11 protein-coding genes are annotated in these 21,533 nt (G+C 71.4%); 8 read left to right on the plus strand and 3 right to left on the minus strand.

The features are described from left to right. Window positions 1–251 precede the first annotated feature (251 nt). The 3 genes from prfB to ACFWXQ_RS18305 all read right to left on the minus strand — a co-directional run bounded on the left by prfB (window position 252) and on the right by ACFWXQ_RS18305 (window position 4,707). The gene (gene prfB / locus ACFWXQ_RS18295; RefSeq protein ID WP_189843485.1) at window positions 252–1,358 is read right to left on the minus strand and encodes a peptide chain release factor 2; all 1,107 of its coding nucleotides are present in this window, start codon (window positions 1,356–1,358) and stop codon (window positions 252–254) included. A gap of 252 nt (window positions 1,359–1,610) precedes the next feature. Next, complete coding sequence (locus ACFWXQ_RS18300; protein WP_386268544.1) at window positions 1,611–2,855, minus strand: serine/threonine-protein kinase; 1,245 nt, start codon at window positions 2,853–2,855, stop codon at window positions 1,611–1,613. A 181-nt stretch (window positions 2,856–3,036) separates the two neighbouring features. Further along, window positions 3,037–4,707, minus strand: a complete 1,671-nt coding sequence (locus tag ACFWXQ_RS18305) for a serine/threonine-protein kinase (RefSeq protein WP_383955640.1) — start codon at window positions 4,705–4,707, stop codon at window positions 3,037–3,039. Window positions 4,708–5,144: 437 nt separating this feature from the next. Between ACFWXQ_RS18305 and ACFWXQ_RS18310 the strand changes: the two genes are divergently transcribed. The 8 genes from ACFWXQ_RS18310 (at window position 5,145) to ACFWXQ_RS18345 (ending at window position 21,514) form a co-directional block, all read left to right on the plus strand. Next, window positions 5,145–8,996: an FHA domain-containing protein gene (locus ACFWXQ_RS18310; protein WP_383955637.1), complete on the plus strand. Its 3,852-nt coding sequence runs from the start codon at window positions 5,145–5,147 to the stop codon at window positions 8,994–8,996. A 298-nt stretch (window positions 8,997–9,294) separates the two neighbouring features. Beyond that, the gene (locus tag ACFWXQ_RS18315) at window positions 9,295–10,698 is read left to right on the plus strand and encodes an ABC transporter substrate-binding protein (protein ID WP_383953787.1); all 1,404 of its coding nucleotides are present in this window, start codon (window positions 9,295–9,297) and stop codon (window positions 10,696–10,698) included. Between the two features lie 9 nt (window positions 10,699–10,707). Further along, window positions 10,708–12,060 (plus strand): carbohydrate ABC transporter permease, encoded by a 1,353-nt coding sequence (locus ACFWXQ_RS18320; RefSeq protein ID WP_383953786.1) that lies wholly within the window; start codon window positions 10,708–10,710, stop codon window positions 12,058–12,060. A gap of 107 nt (window positions 12,061–12,167) precedes the next feature. Then, on the plus strand, window positions 12,168–12,971 hold the full coding sequence (locus ACFWXQ_RS18325; protein ID WP_383953790.1) for a carbohydrate ABC transporter permease: 804 nt from the start codon (window positions 12,168–12,170) through the stop codon (window positions 12,969–12,971). A gap of 170 nt (window positions 12,972–13,141) precedes the next feature. Next, on the plus strand, window positions 13,142–15,397 hold the full coding sequence (locus tag ACFWXQ_RS18330) for a CDP-glycerol glycerophosphotransferase family protein (RefSeq protein WP_383953784.1): 2,256 nt from the start codon (window positions 13,142–13,144) through the stop codon (window positions 15,395–15,397). A gap of 362 nt (window positions 15,398–15,759) precedes the next feature. Continuing rightward, a complete protein-coding gene (locus tag ACFWXQ_RS18335) occupies window positions 15,760–17,931 on the plus strand; it encodes a CDP-glycerol glycerophosphotransferase family protein (RefSeq protein ID WP_383953782.1) in 2,172 nt (723 codons plus the stop codon). A 53-nt stretch (window positions 17,932–17,984) separates the two neighbouring features. Beyond that, window positions 17,985–20,213: a CDP-glycerol glycerophosphotransferase family protein gene (locus ACFWXQ_RS18340; RefSeq protein ID WP_383953780.1), complete on the plus strand. Its 2,229-nt coding sequence runs from the start codon at window positions 17,985–17,987 to the stop codon at window positions 20,211–20,213. Further along, the gene (locus tag ACFWXQ_RS18345; protein WP_383953778.1) at window positions 20,210–21,514 is read left to right on the plus strand and encodes a hypothetical protein; all 1,305 of its coding nucleotides are present in this window, start codon (window positions 20,210–20,212) and stop codon (window positions 21,512–21,514) included. Before ACFWXQ_RS18340 ends, ACFWXQ_RS18345 begins: the two co-directional genes overlap by 4 nt. Window positions 21,515–21,533: the final 19 nt, after the last annotated feature.

The following is a 21,533-nucleotide window of genomic DNA, read 5'->3' on the forward strand; positions in this document are numbered from 1 at the left end:
ACGTCGGGGAAAGCTCCGTGGAGCTCCCGGTTCACATGCGCCCCAGAGATACGCATGCCGCGCGTCAGCTTTCCCACTTTTCAATGCAACGTCAAGGTCGTTGCGACCGCGATGTCCAGATCAAGCTCTTTTGACCGGCACAGCGTCATGTGAGTGTGATGTAAAACCCAGACATCGGCCTACACAAAGGGCAACTGCCGTCCGATGGATGACAGTTGCCCTGTCGACAAAACGACGTCTACAAATGTCGCCTACTTCTCCTGCTGCTTGCGCCAGCGAATTCCGGCCTCCAGGAACCCGTCGATCTCGCCATTGAAAACGGCCTCGGGGTTTCCGACTTCGAACTCCGTGCGCAGATCCTTGACCATTTGGTACGGGTGCAGGACGTACGAACGCATCTGGTTGCCCCAGGAGTTGCCGCCGTCGCCCTTGAGGGCATCCATCTTGGCCTGCTCCTCCTGCCGGCGCCGGTCGAGGAGCTTGGCCTGCAGCACGTTCATCGCGGACGCCTTGTTCTGGATCTGCGACCGCTCGTTCTGGCAGGAGACGACGATTCCGGTGGGGAGGTGGGTGAGCCGCACCGCGGAGTCGGTCGTGTTGACGCCCTGGCCGCCGGGCCCGGACGAGCGGTACACGTCCACCCGCAGCTCGGACTCGTCGATCTCGATGTGGTCCGTCTGCTCGACGACGGGAAGGATCTCCACACCCGCGAACGAGGTCTGGCGGCGGCCCTGGTTGTCGAAGGGCGAGATGCGCACCAGCCGGTGCGTGCCCTGCTCCACCGACAGCGTCCCGTAGGCGTACGGGATCTGGACGGCGAAGGTGGTCGACTTGATGCCGGCCTCTTCCGCGTACGAGGTCTCGTAGACCTCCGTCTTGTATCCGTGCTGCTCGGCCCAGCGCAGGTACATGCGCTGCAGCTTCTCGGCGAAGTCGGCGGCGTCGACGCCACCGGCCTCCGCACGGATGTTGACGAGGGCCTCGCGGGAGTCGTACTCCCCGGAGAGCAGGGTGCGGACTTCCATCTCGTCCAGCGCCTTCTTGACGGCGGTGAGCTCGGTCTCGGCCTCGGCGCGGGTGTCCGGGTCGTCCTCCTCCTCGGCCATCTCGAAGAGGACACTGAGATCATCGATACGCCCGCGGAGCGCTTCGGCCTTGCGCACCTCGGCCTGGAGGTGGCTCAGCTTGCTGGTGATCTTCTGCGCCTCGTCCGGGTCGTCCCACAGGGACGGCGCTGCCGCCTGCTCCTCGAGCACGGCGATGTCTGCCCTCAGCTTGTCGAGGTCCAGGACGGCCTCGATCGACTCCATGGTCGAGGAGAGGGACTTGAGCTCTTCGGATACATCGACGACTGCCACGCCTCCAGCGTAACGGCTCCACGAAGTGGCTCCGCCGGTGGAACGGGGGGCTTGTGTTTGGCGGGGCTCGGTTTGTCGGGTGCGGGCCGGTGGGGGCTGAGCGCGCAGTTCCCCGCGCCCCTAAAGACGAAAGAGGGGCTACCGCCCCTGCCTTTCGTCTTTAGGGGCGGTAGCCCCGTGCTCTTAAGGGGCGCGGGGAACTGCGCGACCAGCCCCCACCGGGCCCGCACCAGACAAACGACAATCGGCCCGTCAGGGCGAAGCCGGTGCCGACGTCTCCGTCTCGGAGGGCGTCGCGCCGGCGTCGTCCCCCGAGGTGGCAAGCCACGCACCAACCCCCACCGCGGCGACGAGCGCCACCCCCGCCGCCCCCAACGTGATCCGCCGACGCCGAGCCGCGGCGGCCCGATGGCGCGCGGACCCCGGCCGCGGCGCCCCCGCGGCCCGCGGCGCCCGGGCCGTCCCACGGGCGCCGCCCGCGAGCTCGTCGGGCCCGGGCACCCTCATCGACGTATGCGTGTCCCGGTTCGAGTCCGGCTTGGCGCCGGGCACGAGGGGAACGGCCCCACGCCGGACCCGCTCCCGCGGAGCCTGCGGCTCGGCGGGAGCGTCGTCGTACCCGCCGCCCCCGTCCTCGTCCCCCTCCGGCTCGTCCACGTCCAGCGGCGGCATCCCCGCCAGCATCGGCAACTGCTCCCGCAGCCGCTCGCCCAGCTCGGACGCCCGCAGGCGGGACGCGGGCGCCTTCGCCAGACACTGCACGAGCAGTTGCCACAGCTCCTCGGGAATCCCGGGCAGCGGGACAACGGTCTCGGTGACGTGCCGCCGCAGGACCGCCCCCGGGTGTCCCCCGCCGAACGGCGTGAACCCGGCAAGGAGTTCGTACAGCACGGTCGCCAGCGCGTAGATGTCGACGGCCGCCCGCGGGGGCAGCCCCTCGATGATCTCGGGCGCCAGATAGTCCGGCGTACCGATGATCTTCGTCGCCCGGGTCCGCCGCGGTGAGTCGATGAGCTTGGCGACCCCGAAGTCGGTGAGCAGCGCGGGGTGCGAGCCGCCCGGTCCGAGCGGCCCCTGCATGTCGAGCAGCACGTTCTCCGGCTTGACGTCCCGGTGCACGACCCCCGCCGCGTGCGCCGCGGCGAGTCCGTCCGCGACGTCGGCCACGATGGCGACGGCCGCCTCGGGCGCGAGCCGCCGCTCCCGGTCGAGCCGGGTCCGCAGATCCGTACCGCGGACGAGGTCCATGACCAGGGCGAGGTCGTTGCCGTCGACCACGAGGTCCCGTACGGAGACGACGTGCGGGTCGTCCAGGCCCAGCAGGGCCGTCCGCTCCTGCACGAAACGGCCCACGAGCTCCTGGTCGGACGCGAGGTCCTCGCGCAGCAGCTTGATGGCGACGGGGCCCTCGGGCCCCTCGCCGAGCCACACCGTGCCGGCGCTGCCCCGCCCCAGAATCTGGTTGGCGGTGTACCGGCTGCCGATCTTCCGTACCAAGACTGCTCCTACGGGCGCGTGTTGCCGATAAAGCTACGCGCCCAGAGCGCCAACCTCCTCTTCGGCGACAGAAATCACCCCCCAGGTGTCGACAAATCCCCAGAACCGCACCGCGGTTCCGGGGATTTGAAGGGGCAATGCTCTGAAATACCTGAAAAGGCTTATTGGCACCTGAGAAGACTTACTCCCCGGAACCGTTGTCCAGGTCCTTGACCCAGCCGGTGACCGTGCCGACCATGTCCGTCAGCTGCCCCCAGTAGCTCTTGGACGTGCCGATCCAGCCCTGGAGCGGGCTGAACTCCCAGATCGCCCACCCGGCCAGGAACAGGATGACGACGGTGAACAGGCATCCCTTGAGGCAGCCGAGCCCGGGGATCTTCATCGGGTTGGAGCTGCGCTGCCGGGGCTCGCGCGGCGGCCTCGGCGCGGGCTGCTGAGGCTGCTGGGGCGGAGCCTGCCGCTGCTGAGGCTGGTGCTGGGGCGCGTACCCCTGGGGCTGCTGTCCCTGCTGCGGATAGCCGTAACCGGGCTGGTTCTGGGGCGGCCGCTGCCTGCGCTGCTGGGGCTGCTGGGGCCTCGGCTGCGGCGGTGGCTGCTGCTGGGGCCTGGCGACCTGGCGCTGCGGGCGCCGCCGCAGCGGGTCCTCGTTCGGGTCGAGGTACGGCTGCATCTGCGTCGGTTCGTTGCGGTCGCGGGCCGCCCGCAGCTGGTTCTGCCAGGGGTGCGGGTCCTCGGGACCGCCCCCGGGCTGTCCCGGCGGCACCGGCGGCATCACGGACGTCGGGTCGGCCGCACCACGGTTCGGCAGTACGGCGGTGGGGTCGGCGGCGCCGGTGTGCGGCAGGACGCTGGTCGCGCCGTTCGGGTCGTACGAGGCGGCGCCCTGTGGGAGCACCTGGGTGGGGTCGGCGGCACCGAAGTCGCCCGGCACGGCGGCGGGCGCCAGGTCCGGGGCGAGCAGGACGCCCACGGCCTCGGCGGCGGCGATCTGCGCGGAGTTCGAATGCACGCCGATGCCCTCGGCGACCGTACGCAGGCCACGGGCGAGGTTCTCGGCGCTGGGCCGCTCGTCGGGGTTCTTGCGCAGGCAGCGCTCTATGACCGTCCACAGCGGGTCGGGGACCGTGGAGGGCCGGCGCGGCTCGGCGCTCAGGTGCTGGTGCAGGACCTCCAGGGCCGATCCGCCGCCGAACGGGGGACGGCCGGTGACCAGCTCGTACAGCATGATTCCGGCGCCGTAGATGTCGACGGCGGAGGTCTGCGGGCGGCCCTCGGCCGACTCGGGCGCGACATACGCGGGCGTGCCGACGAACTCGTGGGTGCGGGTCAGGCCCGGGGAGTCGGCGAGACGGGCGATGCCGAAGTCCGTCAGCATCGGGTGCATCTGGCCGCCGTCCTGCTTGAGCAGGACGTTCGCGGGCTTGAGGTCGCGGTGCACGACTCCGTCGGCGTGGCTGGCGGCGAGCGCGTCGGCGACCTGGGCGGTCAGCAGCGCGGCGGCGACCGGCGAGAACGGGCCGTTCTGGCGCAGGTAGTGATGGAGGTCCGGGCCCTCGATCAGGTCCATGACCAGGGCCAGCAGATCGCCCTCGACCACGAGGTCCCGTACGCGCACGATGTTCGGGTGGGTCAGGCGGAGCAGCACGGAGCGCTCCCGCAGGAACCGCATCACGATGTCCGCGTCGTTGGCGAGCTCCTCCTTGAGGACCTTGATCGCCACCGTTTCACCCGGCTGACCGGGTACTGCCGCCTCGGCGCCCGCTGTCTCCCTCTGGCGGGCGCGCCAGACGGTGCCTGTGGCGCCGCGCCCAAGCGGCTCCTCAAGGAGGTACTTGCTCCCTACCGGCCGCACGTCATGCGCTCCCTGCTGCTTGCCTGACTGATCCGTCCACCCTGCTGCGGGTGGTTCCGACCCACTGTAGTGCCGTCGAACGTGGCACCGGGCTGTCGTCCCGCTGCGGTTTCCCTCACCCCGCCTGCCCATGCATTACGTAAGGCGTTCCTGTATGTGTTCGATGAAAAGACGCTCGCTTTGGGTGGTTTGGTTGCCGCATCTTGACGTGACCGATCTCAAGCGGACATCGCTCGGGCATTGGTCAGGCACTTTTGCGGGCAGAGCCGACCAATCAAGATCACTTGCCGGTGGAGGACGGGCGTGTTGTCAGTGGCAGGTGCGAGGATGCTTCCCGTACTGGCCGAAGTGCCCGTGTGCGGTGGGGGAATCTGCGGTGGGGGACCGCGGTGCAGCCTCGTCGCGGGCGCCCGCGACAGAAGGGACCGCTGACGGCGATGCAGATCCGGCTGACCGTCGTAGACCCGCTGGGGACGCGCCCCGAGGGACGCCCCGCGTCCTGCGACGTGCTGGTGACAGCACCCGCCGGGACCGCGCTCGCGGCGGTGGCCTCGGGCCTCGCCTCGGCGGTCGGGGGCGAGGGAGCCGGGGTGCTGTACGCGGGGGCGGAGCGGCTCGACGCGCAGCGCTGCACGCTGGGTGAGCCACCTCTCATGGACGGCGCCGTGCTGTCGCTCGGCGCCCCCTCGGAGCCCGGTCCCGACCTCGACCCCGCCGCGGCCCAGCTGCGCGTGGTGGCCGGACCCGATGCGGGAGGCGTCCATTTCCTGCACGGCGGCCGGATCGACATCGGCCGCTCGGCCGAAGCCGACGTGCCGCTGGACGACCCGGACGTCTCCCGCCTGCACTGCGCCGTGACGGTCGCGGCGGACGGCCGTGTGTCGGTGGCGGACCTGGGCTCCACCAACGGCACGACGCTGGACGGCCGGCGCGTGAGCGAGCGCCAGGTGCGGTTCGCGCCTGGAGCACTCCTCCGGGTGGGCGAATCCGCGCTGCGCCTGGCCCCGGCGGGCGAACCGGCCGTCGTGCGGGAGACCGCGCCGGACGGCGAGGGACACGTCCGGGTCGTGACGGCACCGGAGACCCCCGAGCGGGAACAGCCGACGGCCACGTCCGGTCGTACGGAACAGCAGGCACCGGCGCCGGCACCAGGTGAGGCGGCCGGAGCGGCGAGGGTGCCCCACGCGCGTGACGGGGGCGACAGGGACGACGGCGGGGGCGCTCCGGAGGCCGCGTCCCGTTTCCAGGTCGCGCCGCCGACCGCCGAGACGCATCACGGGTACGGCACCGCCGGGTGGGGCTCCGCCGAGGGCGGGCGCTCCCATGGGCCCGCCGGGACCACGTCCTCGCCTCAGCGGCGCACGCCCGCAGACCCGACCGTCGTGCCGGGGCAGGGCAGGCCGCCCCGGATCGAGAGCACGGACTCCGGAGCGCCTTCCACAGCGGCTTCCGAGGAGAACGCGGACGTACCCGCACCCGGTGAGGGCGGCCGAAAAGGCACTCCCCTCCGGGGGACAACCGTGCCGCGTGGTGTGCGCAAGCGCGGCGGGCTTTCCGCCTGGGCCCGGCGGCTGGCGGGCGGCCGGAGCGACGAGCCGGACACGGAGCACGACGAGGCGTACGAGGACGCGTACGAGACACCGGCAGCCGAGGAACCAGTCGTCGCGGGCGCGTCCGCTCCCGAGCGGTGGCCCGATCCCGCCGCACTGCTGCTTGCCGCGCTCGGACCGGACCCGCGGCTGTGGGAGCGCGGCCCGGGACACCCGGAGACGCTCACGGTGCGGCTCGGCACGGCGGACCGGAGCGCGCCCGACGGCTCCGGCCTGCTCCCCTCGGTGCCGGTGACCGCGGGGCTTCGCGAGGTCGGGGCGCTGGGCCTGGCCGGGCCGCGCGGCCGTCTCTCGGGGCTCGCCCGCGCGGTGGTCGCCCAGCTCGCCGCGCTGCACTCGCCCGACGCCCTGGAAATCACCCTGATCAGCACGGACCGCTCGCGGTCCGTGGAGGAGCGCACCGCCGAGTGGTCCTGGCTCGGCTGGCTCCCCCATCTCCGTCCCACCCACGGCCAGGACTGCCGTCTCCTCCTCGCCTACGACCGCGAACAGGCGACGGCACGTACGGAGGAGCTGGTCCGCAGGCTTGAGGACCACTTGGCGGAGGTGGGCCGGGCCTCCGTGTCCACCGGATCCACCGGCGGAGGGCTTCGCCTGGGCGACGGCTCACCGGACGACAGCGGGGCGTTCTCGGCCGTACAACGGCCGAGCGGTGGCGAGCGGGGCCACGGGGTCCACGACGGCGGTGCGAGCGGCCGCCCCGGGTCCACCTTTCCCTCTGCCTCCACCTCTTCTTCCTCCTCCGACGGTGGGGCCCGGTCGAGGCACCCGTCCGACGGCGACCCGACCCGCGCCGGTGAGCGCACCGATTCCGCCGGCCCGGTGTTGCCCCGCGCCCACCCCACCGCACGCGACAGCAACATCACCCACCTGGGACTCCCCCGCAGCGGTACGCAGACCAGTGACGCGGCTGCCCGAGGGCGGGCCAGGCGGCCCTCCTGGGCGCGGTCCGACGATCCGTCGGACACCGAGTGGCCGGGCCCCCACACCGTCGTCGTGGTGGACGGGGACCCCGGGTCGGCCGGTGTGCGGGAGGCCGTGTCACGGCTCGCGGCCGAGGGGCCGCAGGCCGGGATCCACGTCATCTGTCTCGTCGAGACGCCGGCCGCGTCGCCCGCCTCACCGGTGACGGACACGTACGAGGCTGCCTGCGCGGCCTCGCCCGCCTTCCGGGAGTGCGGTGCCGTCGCGCTGCTCAGCGGGGACGTGGCGACAGCGCTGCGCCTGCTGCGTGTGGCGCACGGCAAGCAGGCGGGCGGTTCCGCATCCCTCGCGCAGGGCGGGCCGGTGGGCCATGGCACGGTCGCCGCCGTGGACGCCGTGTCCATGGCCTGGGCCGAGCGGTTCGCCCGGGCGCTGGCGCCGCTCCGCGCGGACGGCGTGGCGGGCGAGCGGCACACCCGCGTGTCCGCGCCGCTGCCCCAAGCGGCCCGGCTCCTGGACGAGTTGGGCCTGGCGAGGGCCACCCCGGCGTCGCTGATGGCGCGCTGGGCGGACGCGGCCGACGACCCGGAGGCGCTCGGCGGCCGGGCCACGGCCGTGCTCGGCGCCGGTCCCCGCGGGCCCGTCTGCGCGGACCTCGCGGTCGAGGGACCGCACCTGCTGGTCGAGGGCCCCTCCGGCAGCGGGCGTACGGAACTGCTGCGTTCGGTGGCCGCCTCGCTCGCCGCCGCGGAACGGCCCGACCGGCTCGGCATCGTGCTCATCGACGGCCGGGACGGCACGGGCAGCGGTGGCGCGGCCGCGCGCGGGGACGGGCTCCAGGTGTGTACGGACCTGCCTCACGTCACGACGCATCTGGGCGCCCACGATCCCGTACGGATGCGGGAGTTCGCCCAGTCCCTGGCCGCCGAGCTGAAGCGGCGGGCCGAACTGCTCGGCCGGCTCGACTTCGCCGAGTGGCACTCCCTGCAGGACCGGCAGGACAGGCAGGCGCGACAGGATCGGCAGGACCGGCAGGGGGCGTCGGGCCGTGTCGTCGCCCAGCGGTCCGCAGGTTCGGGTTCGGCGGGTGCGACTGGATCCGCTGGATCGGCTGGTTCGGGAGCGGCCAGGCAGGGCGGTACGGCCGGCGGGTCCGCCGGTGCCGGGGATCTCGACACGTCCTCCAGTTCCACCCTCCGGCTGCGTCCCGTCGCAAGCCGGCCCCGTTCGGACACGGGGCCTCCGCTCCCCCGGCTCGTTGTGGTCGTCGACGACCTGGACGCGCTGCTCTCCCCCGCGCTGGGCTCCCCCGGGCGCCCGGCCGCCGGTTCGGTCGTGCGGGCGCTGGAAGCCGTGGCGCGGGACGGGGAGCGGCTCGGGGTGCATCTGGTGGCGGCGACCGGGGGCGGGGAGCGGACGGACGAGACGGAGCTGGCCCGGCGGGCGACGCTTCGGGTTGTCCTCGAAGCGGTGGTGGCCGGGCCGGAGGAGCCCCCGGCCGGGCGGGGGAGGCTCGGCGGACCGGCCGGTCGGTCAACGCCGTTCCAGGGGGGCCGGGTCACGGGGCGTATTCCTCGTACGGCGACTCTGCGTCCGACTGTCGTCCCGCTGGAGTGGGCCCGCATGGGCGATCCTCCCGCGCGCCGACCCGTCCGTGAGCTGGGCAACGGGCCCACGGACCTGGCCCTCCTGGCCAGCGCCCTGGAGCGAGCCGCCCGCTCCGTCTCAGCGACGGAGGTGCCGTCGCTTCTCTAGCGGCGGGTTCGGGGGCTGCCTCAGGGGCTCCGCCCCCGAACCCCCAAAAGACTGCGCAGTTCCCCGCGCCCCTAGGTCTTCAGGGGCGCGGGGAACTGCGCGATCAGCCACGGCCGGACCCGCACCCGAAATCTCACCCCCCTCGGGGTCCAGGGCACGCCCCCAAGTCCCCACGTCACGACGCGGTTACGATCACGGTCTTGACAGCGCAGGCGCTCTTGCCGCCCCCAACCGCACGGGCGTAGACCAAGAGCGCACGGGACAGCGCTCGGACGTTCGACGAAGAACGGGGCAAGTCATGCGCAGCAACACTCTCCGTACACACAGGCCGCACAACAAGTCGCACAAGTTGGGCAGGACCGCGCGAACCGCGGCCGCCGTCGTCGCGGGGGCGATGGCGCTCACGCTCACGGCGTGCGGCGGTGACGACGACAAGAGCGACGAAGGAGGCGGGGGAAGCGAGACCGGCAGCGCCGCCAGTGTCGAGCTCCCCAAGCTCGACGGCCAGAAGCTGGAGGTCGCGGCCGTCTGGACCGGCCCCGAGCAGGACAACTTCACCAAGGTCCTGGACGAGTTCGAGAAGCGCACGGGCGCGGAGGTCAGCTTCGTGCCGACCGGCAACAACACGTCCACCTTCCTGGGCACGAAGATCCAGGGCGGCAAGCCGCCGAACGTGGCGTTCCTGCCGCAGGTCGGTGTGCTGCACCAGTTCGTCGACAAGGGCTGGGTCAAGCCCCTGGGCGCCGAGGCACAGGCGCAGATCGACAAGAACTTCTCGGCGGGCTGGAAAAACCTGGGCGCCTATAAGGACAAGCAGTACGGCGTCTACGCGAAGGCCGCCAACAAGTCCCTGGTCTGGTACAACACGGCCGCGTTCGAGGCGGCCGGGATCACCGCGGAGCCCAAGACCTGGGACGAGTTCCTCCAGACCGCGCAGACGCTGTCGGACGCCGGTTCGCCCGCGGTCTCCATCGGCGGCCAGGACGGCTGGACCCTCACCGACTGGTTCGAGAACATCTATCTCTCGCAGGCGGGCCCGGAGAAGTACGACCAGCTGGCGAAGCACGAGATCAAGTGGACGGACCCCTCCGTCAAGGAGGCCCTGACCACGCTGGCCCAGCTGTGGGGCAAGGACGACCTGATCGCGGGCGGCAGGGCCGGCGCGCTGCGCACCGAGTTCCCCAAGTCCGTGACGAACACCTTCTCGGGCGACACCCCGGCCGCCATGGTCTACGAGGGCGACTTCGTCGCGGCGAACATCAACGCCGACACGAAGGCCAAGATCGGCACGGACGCCAAGGTCTTCCCGTTCCCGGCGGTCGGCGACGAGTCGCCGGTGGTCAGCGGTGGTGACGTGGCCGTGATCCTGAAGGACGACAAGGCCTCGCAGGCCCTGATCACCTTCCTCGCCTCGACCGACGCGGCCGAGATCTGGGCGGCGCAGGGCGGCTTCATCTCCCCCAACAAGGAGATGGACCTGAAGAGTTACAAGGACGCCGTGGCCGGGGACATCGCCAAGGCGCTGCTCGACGCGGGCGACGAGTTCCGCTTCGACATGTCCGACCAGGCCCCGGCCGCCTTCGGTGGCACCCAGGGCGCGGGCGAGTGGAAGGCGCTGCAGGACTTCCTCAAGACCCCCTCGGACGTCGAGGGCGCGCAGCAGGCGCTCGAAGCGGACGCCGCCAAGGCGTACAAGGGCTGACGGCAGCCCATGTCGTCGCAGGTGGCGACGGCGGGGGGCCCGGCGAGTCCGGTGCCCCCCGCCGGAAAACGCAAGAGCGTGATCGGTACCCGGCCGTGGGTGGCAGGACTGTTCCTGCTGCCCGCGATCGTGCTGCTCGGCGCGCTCGTGGTCTACCCGATCGGGTACTCGATCTGGCGCAGTCTGTACGACGCCGACGGTTCGGGCTTCGTGGGGCTGGGCAACTACGGCGACATCTTCACGGACGACGCCACGTTCACCGCGGTCAAGAACACCGCGATCTGGGTCGCGGTCGCCCCGGCGCTGGTCACCGGGCTCGGTCTGATCTTCGCCGTGCTGACCGAACGGGTGCGCTGGGCAACGGCGTTCAAGCTCGTCATCTTCATGCCGATGGCCATCTCCATGCTGGCCGCGGGCATCATCTTCCGGCTCGTGTACGAGGCGGACCCGGATCAGGGGGTGGCGAACGCCGTGGTGGTGGGGGTGCACGACACCTTCGCCGAGTCGTCCGTCTATCCGAAGGCACGCCCTTCGGCCGAGAGCGACCTCAAGGCGTCCGGCGGGGGCTCCTTCACCTCCACGGGCACGGTGAGCGCCGGCTCCCCGGCCCTGATCCCGCTGGTCGGCATCGCCCCGAACAAGGTGCCCGGCAGCCCCGGGGACGCCAAGCCCGCCGAGGCCTCGGGCGACGGGGTGTCCGGCACGGTCTGGCTGGACTTCAAACTGGGCGGCGGCGGTGAGAAGGGCGCCGTCGACGCGGGTGAGAAGGCCCTGCCGGGCATCAAGGTCGAGGCGGTCAAGGACGGCAAGGTCGTGGCCTCCGCGAAAGCGGGCGACGACGGTACGTTCACGCTGCCGGCCTCCGCCGACGGTGCCCAACTACGCCTGCCGTCCTCGAACTTCGCGGCGCCCTACAACGGCGTCGACTGGCTCGGCCCGAGCCTGATCACACCGGCCATCATCGGTTCGTACGCGTGGATGTGGGCGGGCTTCGCGATGGTGCTCATCGCGGCGGGTCTCGCCGGGGTGGACCGCAACCTCCTGGAGGCGGCCCGGGTCGACGGGGCCAACGAATGGCAGGTGTTCCGCAGGGTCACGGTCCCTCTGCTCGCTCCGGTCCTGGTGGTCGTGCTGATCACGCTGATCATCAACGTGATGAAGATCTTCGACCTGATCTACATCATCGCCCCGCAGCCCACCCAGGACGAGGCCAACGTCCTGGCCCTGCAGCTCTACAACTCGTACACCGGCGGTGGCGGAGACCTCGGCCTCGCCAGCGCGATCGGTGTGGTCCTGCTGCTGCTCGTCATGCCGGTGATGATCGTCAACATCCGCCGACTGCGAAGGGAGCGCCGACGGTGACCGCACCCTCCGTACCTCTGAAAGCCCCGCCGGAGACCGCGGAAGCGGCCGGTCCGCCCGAGCGGTCGCTCGTCTCCAGGCTGGCGAGCGGCGCAACCGGCGGTGTGATGCGGGTCTTCCTCATCCTGGTCGCACTGCTCTGGGTGACGCCGACGGTCGGGCTGCTCGCCTCGTCCTTCCGTGACCCGACCGACATCGCCGACTCCGGCTGGTGGACGGTCTTCAGCAAGCCGTCCCAGCTCACCACCGAGAGCTACTCGACCCTGCTCGGCAAGGAGGCGATCACCGACTCCCTGCTCAACACGATCTGGATCACCGTGCCGGCCACCGCCCTGGTCATCGTCATCGGGGCCATGGCCGGATACGCCTTCGCCTGGATGGACTTCAAGGGCCGCGACTGGTGGTTCCTGGCCGTGGTGGCGCTGCTCGTGGTGCCGGTGCAGATCGCCCTGATCCCGCTGTCCGAACTCTTCGGTGACCTCGGGATCTTCGGCACCATCATCGGTGTCGTCCTGTTCCACGTGGGTTTCGGCCTGCCGTTCGCGATCTTCCTGCTGCGGAACTTCTTCGCGGAGATCCCCCGTGAACTCCTGGAGGCCGCACGGCTCGACGGCGCGAGCGAGACCCGCCTGTTCACCACCGTGGTGCTGCCGCTCGGCGCGCCCGCGATCGCGTCGCTCGGCATCTTCCAGTTCCTGTGGGTGTGGAACGACATGCTGGTGGCGCTGGTCTTCTCGGACTCCGGATCACGGCCGCTGACGGTCGCCCTGACCGAGCAGACCCGTCAGTTCTCCGGCAACATCGAGACGCTCGCGCCCGGCGCGTTCATCTCGATGGTGATCCCGCTGGCCGTGTTCTTCGCGTTCCAGCGGCAGTTCGTGTCCGGTGTGATGGCGGGCGCGGTGAAGTAGCGTCCGGACACCCGGGTCGGGCACCCGGAGTACACATCGCGAGGGGCGGGCCGTCACCGGTCCGCCCCTTCGCGTTCACCCGGGGTCCCCCACATGCCGCATCCGGCGTAACCCGGTAACCCCTTCGGCCGTTTCCGGGCAGTATGCCCGCGCCGACACAAGGATGTCCCTTGCCCCGGTTCAGTGTCATTGTCCCCGCGTACCAGGTGCAGGCATATCTGCACGAGTGCATGGCATCCGTTCTCGAACAGTCCTTCACCGACCTTGAGTTGATCGCGGTCGACGACTGCTCACCCGACGCCTGCGGCGCGATCATCGACGAGTTCGCGGCCGCCGACCCCCGTGTGCGGGCCGTCCACCTCAAGGAGAACGTGGGCCTCGGCCGGGCCCGCAACGCCGGTATGCGGTACGCGACCGGCGACTACCTGATCTTCCTGGACGGCGACGACACCCTCACCCCGGACGCCCTGCGGGCCATCGCCGACCGCGTCAAGGAGACCGGCGACCCGGACGTCCTGGTCTACGACTACGCGCGCACCTTCTGGTCGGGCGAGACGGTACGCAACGTACAGGCGGGCCAGCTCACCGAGGACGCGCCGGCGCCATTCACGCTCGACGACCGGCCGGGGCTGCTGAAGGTCCTCATGGTCGTGTGGAACAAGGCGTACCGCCGGGAGTTCATCGCCGGAGAGGGCTTCGCCTTCCCGCCCGGCTACTACGAGGACACCCCCTGGACGTCCCCGGTCCTGATGGCCGCCGGGACGATCGCGACGCTCGACCGCGTCTGCGTCCACTACCGCCAGCGCCGCCGGGGGAACATCCTCGGCACGGTCAGCAGCAGGCACTTCGACATCTTCGACCAGTACGACCGGGTCTTCGCGCATCTCGACGCGCACCCCGAACTGGCGCACTGGCGGCCGGTCCTGTTCCACCGCATGGTCGACCATCTGTCGGCCGTGTTCCTCAAGCGCGACCGGGTGCCCCGCCGCTCCCGCGCCCTGTTCCTGCGCAAGGCCCGTGCCCACTACGTCCGTTACCGCGTACGGTCCGCCGACGTCCCGTCCGAGAACCGGCTGCGGCACGCGCTGGTACGCCTGGGCAGTCACCCCACATACCGGGCGCTGTGGGCGGCGGTGCGGCTCCAGCGGGGCGTCACACGACTCACCGGGGCACTGGCCCGAACCCTCCGCGGGACAGCGCTCCGTCTCCACTACAAGATCCAGCTCCGGCTTCCCGTCCGGGCCGACCAGGCCGTGTTCACCAGCCACGGAGGTCGCGGTCACGGCTGCAACCCGGGGGCACTGGAGTCCGCGTTCCGGACGTACGCGCCGGACGTGCGCACCGCGTGGATCGCGCACCCCGAGTTCCACCACACGATCCCGACGGCGACGCGCAGGCTGACACCGGGCACCGCCGCGTACTGGACGGCCCTCGCCCGCTCCAAGTACCTCGTGAACAACGCCGACTTCGACCGCCGGCTGGTCAAGCGCCCCGGCCAGATCCTCGTCCAGACCCAGCACGGCACACCGCTCAAGCACATGGGCCTGGACCTCCAGGAACGCCCGGCGGCGGCCCGCGGCACGGACTTCACCGGCCTGCTGCGCGACGCCGACCAGTGGGACTACTGCCTGTCCGCCAACCGCCACTCCACCCTCGTCTGGGAGCGCGTCTTCCCGTCCGGCTACACGACACTGGAGTACGGCCAGCCGCGCAACGACCCGTTCCAGCAGGCGAGTTCGGCCGACGTGGCCCGGCTGCGCGAGAGCCTCGGCATCCCCGAGGGCGCGGTCGCCGTCCTGTACGCGCCCACGCACCGCGACTACCGGCGCACCCAGCGCACCGCGCTCGACCTGGAGCGGGTGCTGCGCCAACTCGGCCCGCGCTTCGTCCTGCTGACCCGCGCGCACCACGCGTACGGGGCCCCGCTCGCGCGGAGCGCCGGCCGGCTCATCGACGTGTCGGACCACCCGAGCGTCGAGTCCCTGTGCCTCGCCTCGGACGCCCTGATCACCGACTACTCCTCCCTGATGTTCGACTACGCGGGCCTCGACCGGCCGATCGTGATCCACGCGGACGACTGGGAGGCGTACGAGGCTGCCCGCGGCACGTATTTCGACCTGCGGGCGTTCCCTCCCGGCGCGGTGGCGCGCAGCGAGGACGAACTGATCGACATCTTCGCGACGGGCCACTGGCGGGGGTCCCGCTCCACGCAGCTCCGGTCGGCGTTCCGGGACCGCTTCTGCCCGTACGACGACGGTCACGCGGCCGAGCGGGTCGTTCGCCGAGTCGTGCTCGGCGAAATGGCGGGCCTCCCGGCGGTGGTACCACCCACCGACCGCCACCCGACGCCTTCGGCAGCGGCCCAGTCCGCCACGCCCCCGCTGACCACGGTCCCCACACCGGCGGGCCAGGCCCCTTGTCTCTAGGGGCGGGGTTCGGTGCGTCGGCTGCGGCCCCGGTGGGGGCTGGTCGCGCAGTTCCCCGCGCCCCTGAAGACGAAAGGCAGGGGCTGCGCCCCCGCGCTTTCGTCTTTGGGGGGCGGTAGCCCTTGCCTTTAAGGGGCGCGGGGAACTGCGCGAGCAACCCACGACGGCCCGCGGCCAACGAACCACCCCAACCCCCACCCACCCAGGGGCGCGGGGAACGGCGCGACCAGCCCAAACGAACCCGCACCCAAACACCACACCGAACCCCCCTCCCACCCAGGGGCGCGGGGAACGGCGCGACCAGCCCCCACCCACCCGCACCCGACAACACACCCCACGTCACAGAAAGAGCCCCGCACAACATGCCCCGCTTCAGCGTCATCGTCACCGCGCAAGGCCTCGCGGGGCGCCTCCCCACCGCCCTCGACTCGGTCCTGACCCAGTCCTTCACCGACTTCGAACTGATCACGGTCTGCGACACCCCCGACTCCCCGGCGGCGACCGTCACACACGAGTACGCCGACAAGGACCCCCGAGTCACCCACCCCACCGGCTCCCGCGCCGCAGCCACGCACGCGGCCACCGGCACCTACCTGCTCTTCCTGAACGCGACCGACGTACTGACGGCGGGAGCACTCGCGGCGACGGACACACGGCTCCACGAAACCGGCGAGGTCGACGTCCTGCACCTCGCCCACGAGCGCGTGCCGTGGTGGGTGGGCGAACCGGTGGCGGAACGAACCGCCGACGGCAACCCCACGGACGTACGACAGCCGGTCTGGGCCACGGTCTACCGAAGGACATTCCTCGCCGACCACCAACTCACGTTCCCGGAGGGCCACTTCGCGGACATCGGCTGGTCCGGCCTGGTGACCCTCGCGGCGGGGAGAACCGCCACGCTGGACACGGTCTGCGTACGACGCCGTGAGCGGCGCCCCAGCGGCAGCAGCGGCGGCGGCGCGACGCCCGACGCACAGCGCCAACTCCTCGACCAGGTCGAGCTGGTACTGAGGCGGGCGGCGGAACAGGACCTGGCCCAGGACACCTCGCACGCCCTCTTCGACCACCTCTTCGCCGAGGTCCTCGACACGGCGGCCACCTCCTGCCGCAGGGCCTTCTTCCGCCGCGCCGGCAGGCTCTACCGCTGCCACCGCCCGGCGGGCCACCGCACGAAGGGGCTGCGCGACCGCCTGCTCGCCCACGGCGCGTACACCACGTTCCGCGCGCTCCTCGGTCTCGGCCAACAGACAGAACAGGCCCGTGCGTTCGCGACCCGAGCCGCCCGCAGATGGCGCCGAGGCCGCCCCCGCGGCCCGTACCGGCGATACCTCCGCAGGCCCCTCGACGAGAACCTCGCCGTCTACGCCGCCTACTGGGGCCGCGGCTACGCCTGCAACCCGGCCGCCATCCACCGCAAGGCACGCGAACTAGCCCCGCACATCAGGTCGGTGTTCCTGGTGCGGGAGCAGGACGCGGCGACCATGCCCGAGGACGTGGAGAGCGTGGTGATCGGGAGCAGGCGGTACTGGGAGGTGATGGCGCGGGCCAAGTACACGTTCAACAACGTCAACTTCGAGACGGCCGTGGTCAAACGCCCCGGGTCCGTGCACGTCCAGACGCACCACGGGACGCCGCTGAAGCGGATGGGCGTCGACCAGATCGAGTACCGGGCCGTCGCGGCGGCCACCGGCAGCTTCGGCCGGCTGATGGAGCGCGCGGACCGCTGGGACTACTCCCTCTCCTCCAACTCGCACTCCACGGAGGTCTGGTCGGGCGCCTACCCCAGCGCCTTCACGCATCTGGAGTACGGCTATCCGCGCAACGACCGCTTCTACACGGCGGATCCGGCCGAGGTGACCGCGATCCGCGAGCGGCTCGGCATCCCGGAGGACCGGGTGGCCCTGCTGTACGCGCCGACGTACCGCGACTATCCGCGCGATGTGTCGGCCCAGTTCGATCTGGCCCGGTTCTGTGCGGAGCTGGGACCGGAGTTCGTGGTGCTGCTGCGGGCGCACTACTTCCTCGAAGGCGACGCGGACCTCCAACAGGCCGTGTCCGCCGGGAAGTTGATCGACGTCACGGCCTCGCGGGACACCGAGGACATCTGCCTGGCCTCGGACGCCCTGATCACGGACTACTCGTCGATCATGTTCGACTACGCCAACCTGGACCGGCCGATCGTCACCTACGCCGACGACTGGGACGTCTACCGGGACACCCGGGGCGTCTACTTCGACCTGCTGGCCGAGCCGCCCGGCCATGTCGCCCGTACGCAGGACGAGTTGATCCGCATCCTCACGGCGGGCGAGTGGGCGGACGAGGCGTCCGCCGGGCTGCGGGGCCGGTTCCGGGAGCGCTTCTGCCGGTTCGACGACGGGCGGGCCGCCGAGCGGGTCGTACGGCGGGTGCTGCTGGGGCAGTCCGAGGAGGAGCTGCCGCCGGTGGTGCCGTTGCACGAGCGCCTCCCCGTTCCCGCGGCGGCGAGACCGGCGGTCGTCGTCGGCGGCTCACGGTCCAGCACTCCGGCCTGCTGATGCCGCCGTCAAGTCCCCCGAAATTCCCGCCGGTTCCCGGACCTGGAGGTGCCATGCCCCGCTTCAGCATCGTCGTGCCCGTTCACAACGTGCAGGGCTATCTGCGCGTATGCCTGGAGTCGGTCCTCGACCAGTCGTACGGCGACTTCGAGCTGATCGTCGTCAACGACTGCTCCCCGGACGGGAGTTCGGCGATCATCGACGAGTTCGCGGCCCGCGACGAACGAATCGTTCCGGTGCATCTGCCCGTCAACGGCGGGATCGGCCCGGCCCGCAACCACGGCGCGAAGCTGGCGCGGGGCGAGTACCTGCTGTTCCTCGACAGCGACGACAGCTACACGCCGGGGACTCTGCGGGCGATCGCCGAGCGCATCGACGCGACCTCGCGGCCCGACATCGTCCTGTTCGACTACGCGCGCACGCACTGGCACGGCGCGGTGCGGCGCAACCGGGACGCGGCGGTGTTCGAGGCGCCGGGCCCCGAGGTGTTCACGGTCGCCGAACGCCCCGATCTGCTCGACCTGTTCACGGTCGTCTGGAACAAGGCGTACCGCCTCGACTTCTTCCGCGAGGGCGGTTTCACCTTCCCCACCGGCTTCTACGAGGACGCGGTGGTCGTCTACCAGACGCTGTGGACGGCCCGCACGATCACGCTCGTCGACCGGATCTGCGTGTACTACCGGCAGCGCCGCCAGGGCAACGCGATGCGCACGCCGAGCCGGGAGCACTTCGAGGTGTTCGCGCAGTACGAGCGGCTGTTCCAGTTCATCGCGGAGCGGCCCGAGTTGGAGCGGTGGCGCGGCTTCCTCTACGACCACATGGCGGACCACTACCTCTTCATCCTCCGCCAACAGGACCGCGTACCGCCGTCGGCCCGCCCGGAGTTCCACCGGCGGGCGGCACGGGACCTGCGCGCGTACCGCCCGATCGGACACCGCCTCGGTGCGCAGATCCCGCGGGTGTCCTTCACGCTGCTCGCCCGGACCCCGTACGCCCTCTACGGACTGCACCGCGCGGCCGCCGTGCTGCGGGCAGGCCTGCGCAGGCGCTACCGGGTCTGGCGACGGCGACTGCGCAGAGTACTGCTCGCGACACACCGACGGCTGGTCCTGCGGCGGGCACTCGACCCCAACCTCGCCGTGTACTCGGCCTTCTCGCACCGGGGTGTCCTGGGCGATCCGGCCGCGATCCACAGCAAGGCGCGGGAGATCGCCCCGCACATCCGGAGCGTGTGGGTGGTCGGGAAGGAGTACGTGGACACGCTGCCGCCGGACGTCGAGCACGTCCTGCCGGGCAGCCGCGCGTACCGGAAGGTGACGGCGAGGGCCAAGTACCTGGTCAACAACGTCAATTGGGCCAACGACCTGGTGAAGCGCGAGGGTGCCGTGCACATCCACACCCACCAGGGCACCCCCCTGAAGTCGATGGGCACGGACCTCCTCAAGTACCCGGGCGCTCGACGCGGTTTCAGCGTCCCGAAGATGCTGCGCCGGGCCGACCGCTGGGACTACAGCCTGGTCGCGAACCCGCACTCGGAGCTGGTCTGGGACAGCGCGTACCCCTGCGACTTCGTGTCCCTGCGCTCGGGCAGCCCGCGCAACGACTGCCTGGTCCGCCCGGAGCCGGGCCGACGGGACTCCGTACGACAGCGGCTGGACGTCGACGACGACAGGACCCTGATCCTGTACGCGCCGACCAACCGCGACCACCGTCAGGGCGGTTACGCGCCCACCTGCGACCTGGAACGCCTGGTGGCGGGGCTGCCGGGCGACCACGTCCTGGCGGTCCGCCTTCACCCGTCACTGGCCCAGCGTCACGAACGCGGCCTGCAGCTGAGGGACTTGGCTCGGCGGGGTGTGCTCCTGGACGTCACCGACGAGCCGTGCGTCGAGGACCTGATGCTCGCCTCGGACGCGCTGGTCACCGACTACTCGGCCCTGATGTTCGACTACGCCCACCTCGACCGGCCGATCGTCCTGCACGCCTACGACCGGGACACCTACCTCGCCGGACGCGGCACGTACTTCGATGTCACCGAGCGCCCGCCGGGCCATGTGACCTACGACGAGAGCGAGTTGGCGCGGCTGTTCGCGTCGGGCGCGTGGCGGGACGCGGAGTCGACGCGACTGCGGGAGGCTTTCCGGGAGCGGTTCGGCGGTTACGACGACGGGCGGGCCGCCGAGCGGGTCGTACGGCTGCTGATGCTGGGCGAGGACCTGTCCGCCGTGCCGCCCACGGTCCCCGCACCCGGCGTCCCGAGCGGGCAGTTGGCCCGGTCGTGAACGCTCGGCCCGCCGCCTGGGTGCTGTTCCTCGCCGCCCTCTTCGGCTGTCTCCAGCTCGCCAACGTCACCGGCCGGGACACGCCCGACAGCCGCAACTACCTGTCGTACGCGCTGAGTCTGGGCGGTGCGGACAAGGAGGAGGCGGCGGGGCGCACGATCGCGTACGTGTGTGCGAGCCGGGGCGAGACCGCGTCGCGGAACCACAGTGTGGACGTGCGGCGCTTCCGCGCTCCCGATCCGGGGCCGGAGGTCCGGGACGAGTGCCGGAGCTACTACGACTGGAGCGTCGGGCGGCGGCTGGAGGCCGGGCAGACGTCCGGGTGGACGGCGCCCTTCATGAGCGAACGGTTCATGCGGATCTTCGAGGTGCGGCCCGGGTATCCGCTGCTGCTCGTGCCGTTCGTGACGGTGCTCGGGGTGACGTGGGGGCTGTGGGCGGCGGGGGTGGCCGTCGCGGCGGCCGGGGGCGTGCTGGTGTTCCTCGTCCTGCGGACGGTCGGTGTGCCGGTGGGGTTGGCACTGACCGGACAGTCCCTCTACTACGTCCTGCCGACCGGTGCGACCGCGATGCGGCCCATGACCGAAGGCACGATGATGGCGCTCACGCTCGCGGTGCTGTGGGGGTGTGCGCTGGTGCTGCGGGGACGGACGGGGGGCGCCGCCGGGCTGGTGGGCGTCTCGCTGGCGCTGCTGTTCACCGTGAAGCACTCGCAGGCGCTGTTCCTGTCGGTGTGTCTGGCCGGGGGGCTCGGGGTGATCGGCCTCTACCGGAGGCGGGCGGGGCGGCCTGTGGGTGCGGCCGTGAAGACGCTGCTCAAGGTGACGCTGGGTGCGGTCGTGGGCATCCTGCTGCTGACCCGGCTGCTCCCGTACCCCTCGGAGTCCGACAGCCTCCAGGACCTCCTCACCGACCACTTCAACCGGCCGGACCGGGAGCGGGCGTGGTGGGAGTTCCTCCACCTGGAGCTCAACTTCTGGATGGAGTGGCTGCGGCGGCAGATGGCCGAGCCGCTGTTCTTGGCGCTGCTGGTGGCCGGCGGGTGGGGGGCCCTCCGGCGGTGGCCCGCCTTCGGGGTGCTCCTCGCCGCCGCGGCCGGCACGGGTGTGCTCAGCATCGCCGCCCATCCCGACATCGGCATCGACCGGCTGATGGTGATGGTGTGGCTGGTGCCGGTGGTGGGGGTGCCGATGCTGTTGGCGGAGTTTTATCGCCCCCGCCGCCCCTACCCATTCCCGTCCCCGACTCAGGGGCTCCGCCCCCGAACCCCCAAAAGACTGCGCAGTTCCCCGCGCCCCTAGGTCTTTAGGCCTTTAGGGG

Origin of the sequence: Streptomyces sp. NPDC058697 (genome assembly GCF_042715345.1) — a bacterium.
Classification (GTDB): domain Bacteria; phylum Actinomycetota; class Actinomycetes; order Streptomycetales; family Streptomycetaceae; genus Streptomyces; species Streptomyces liliifuscus.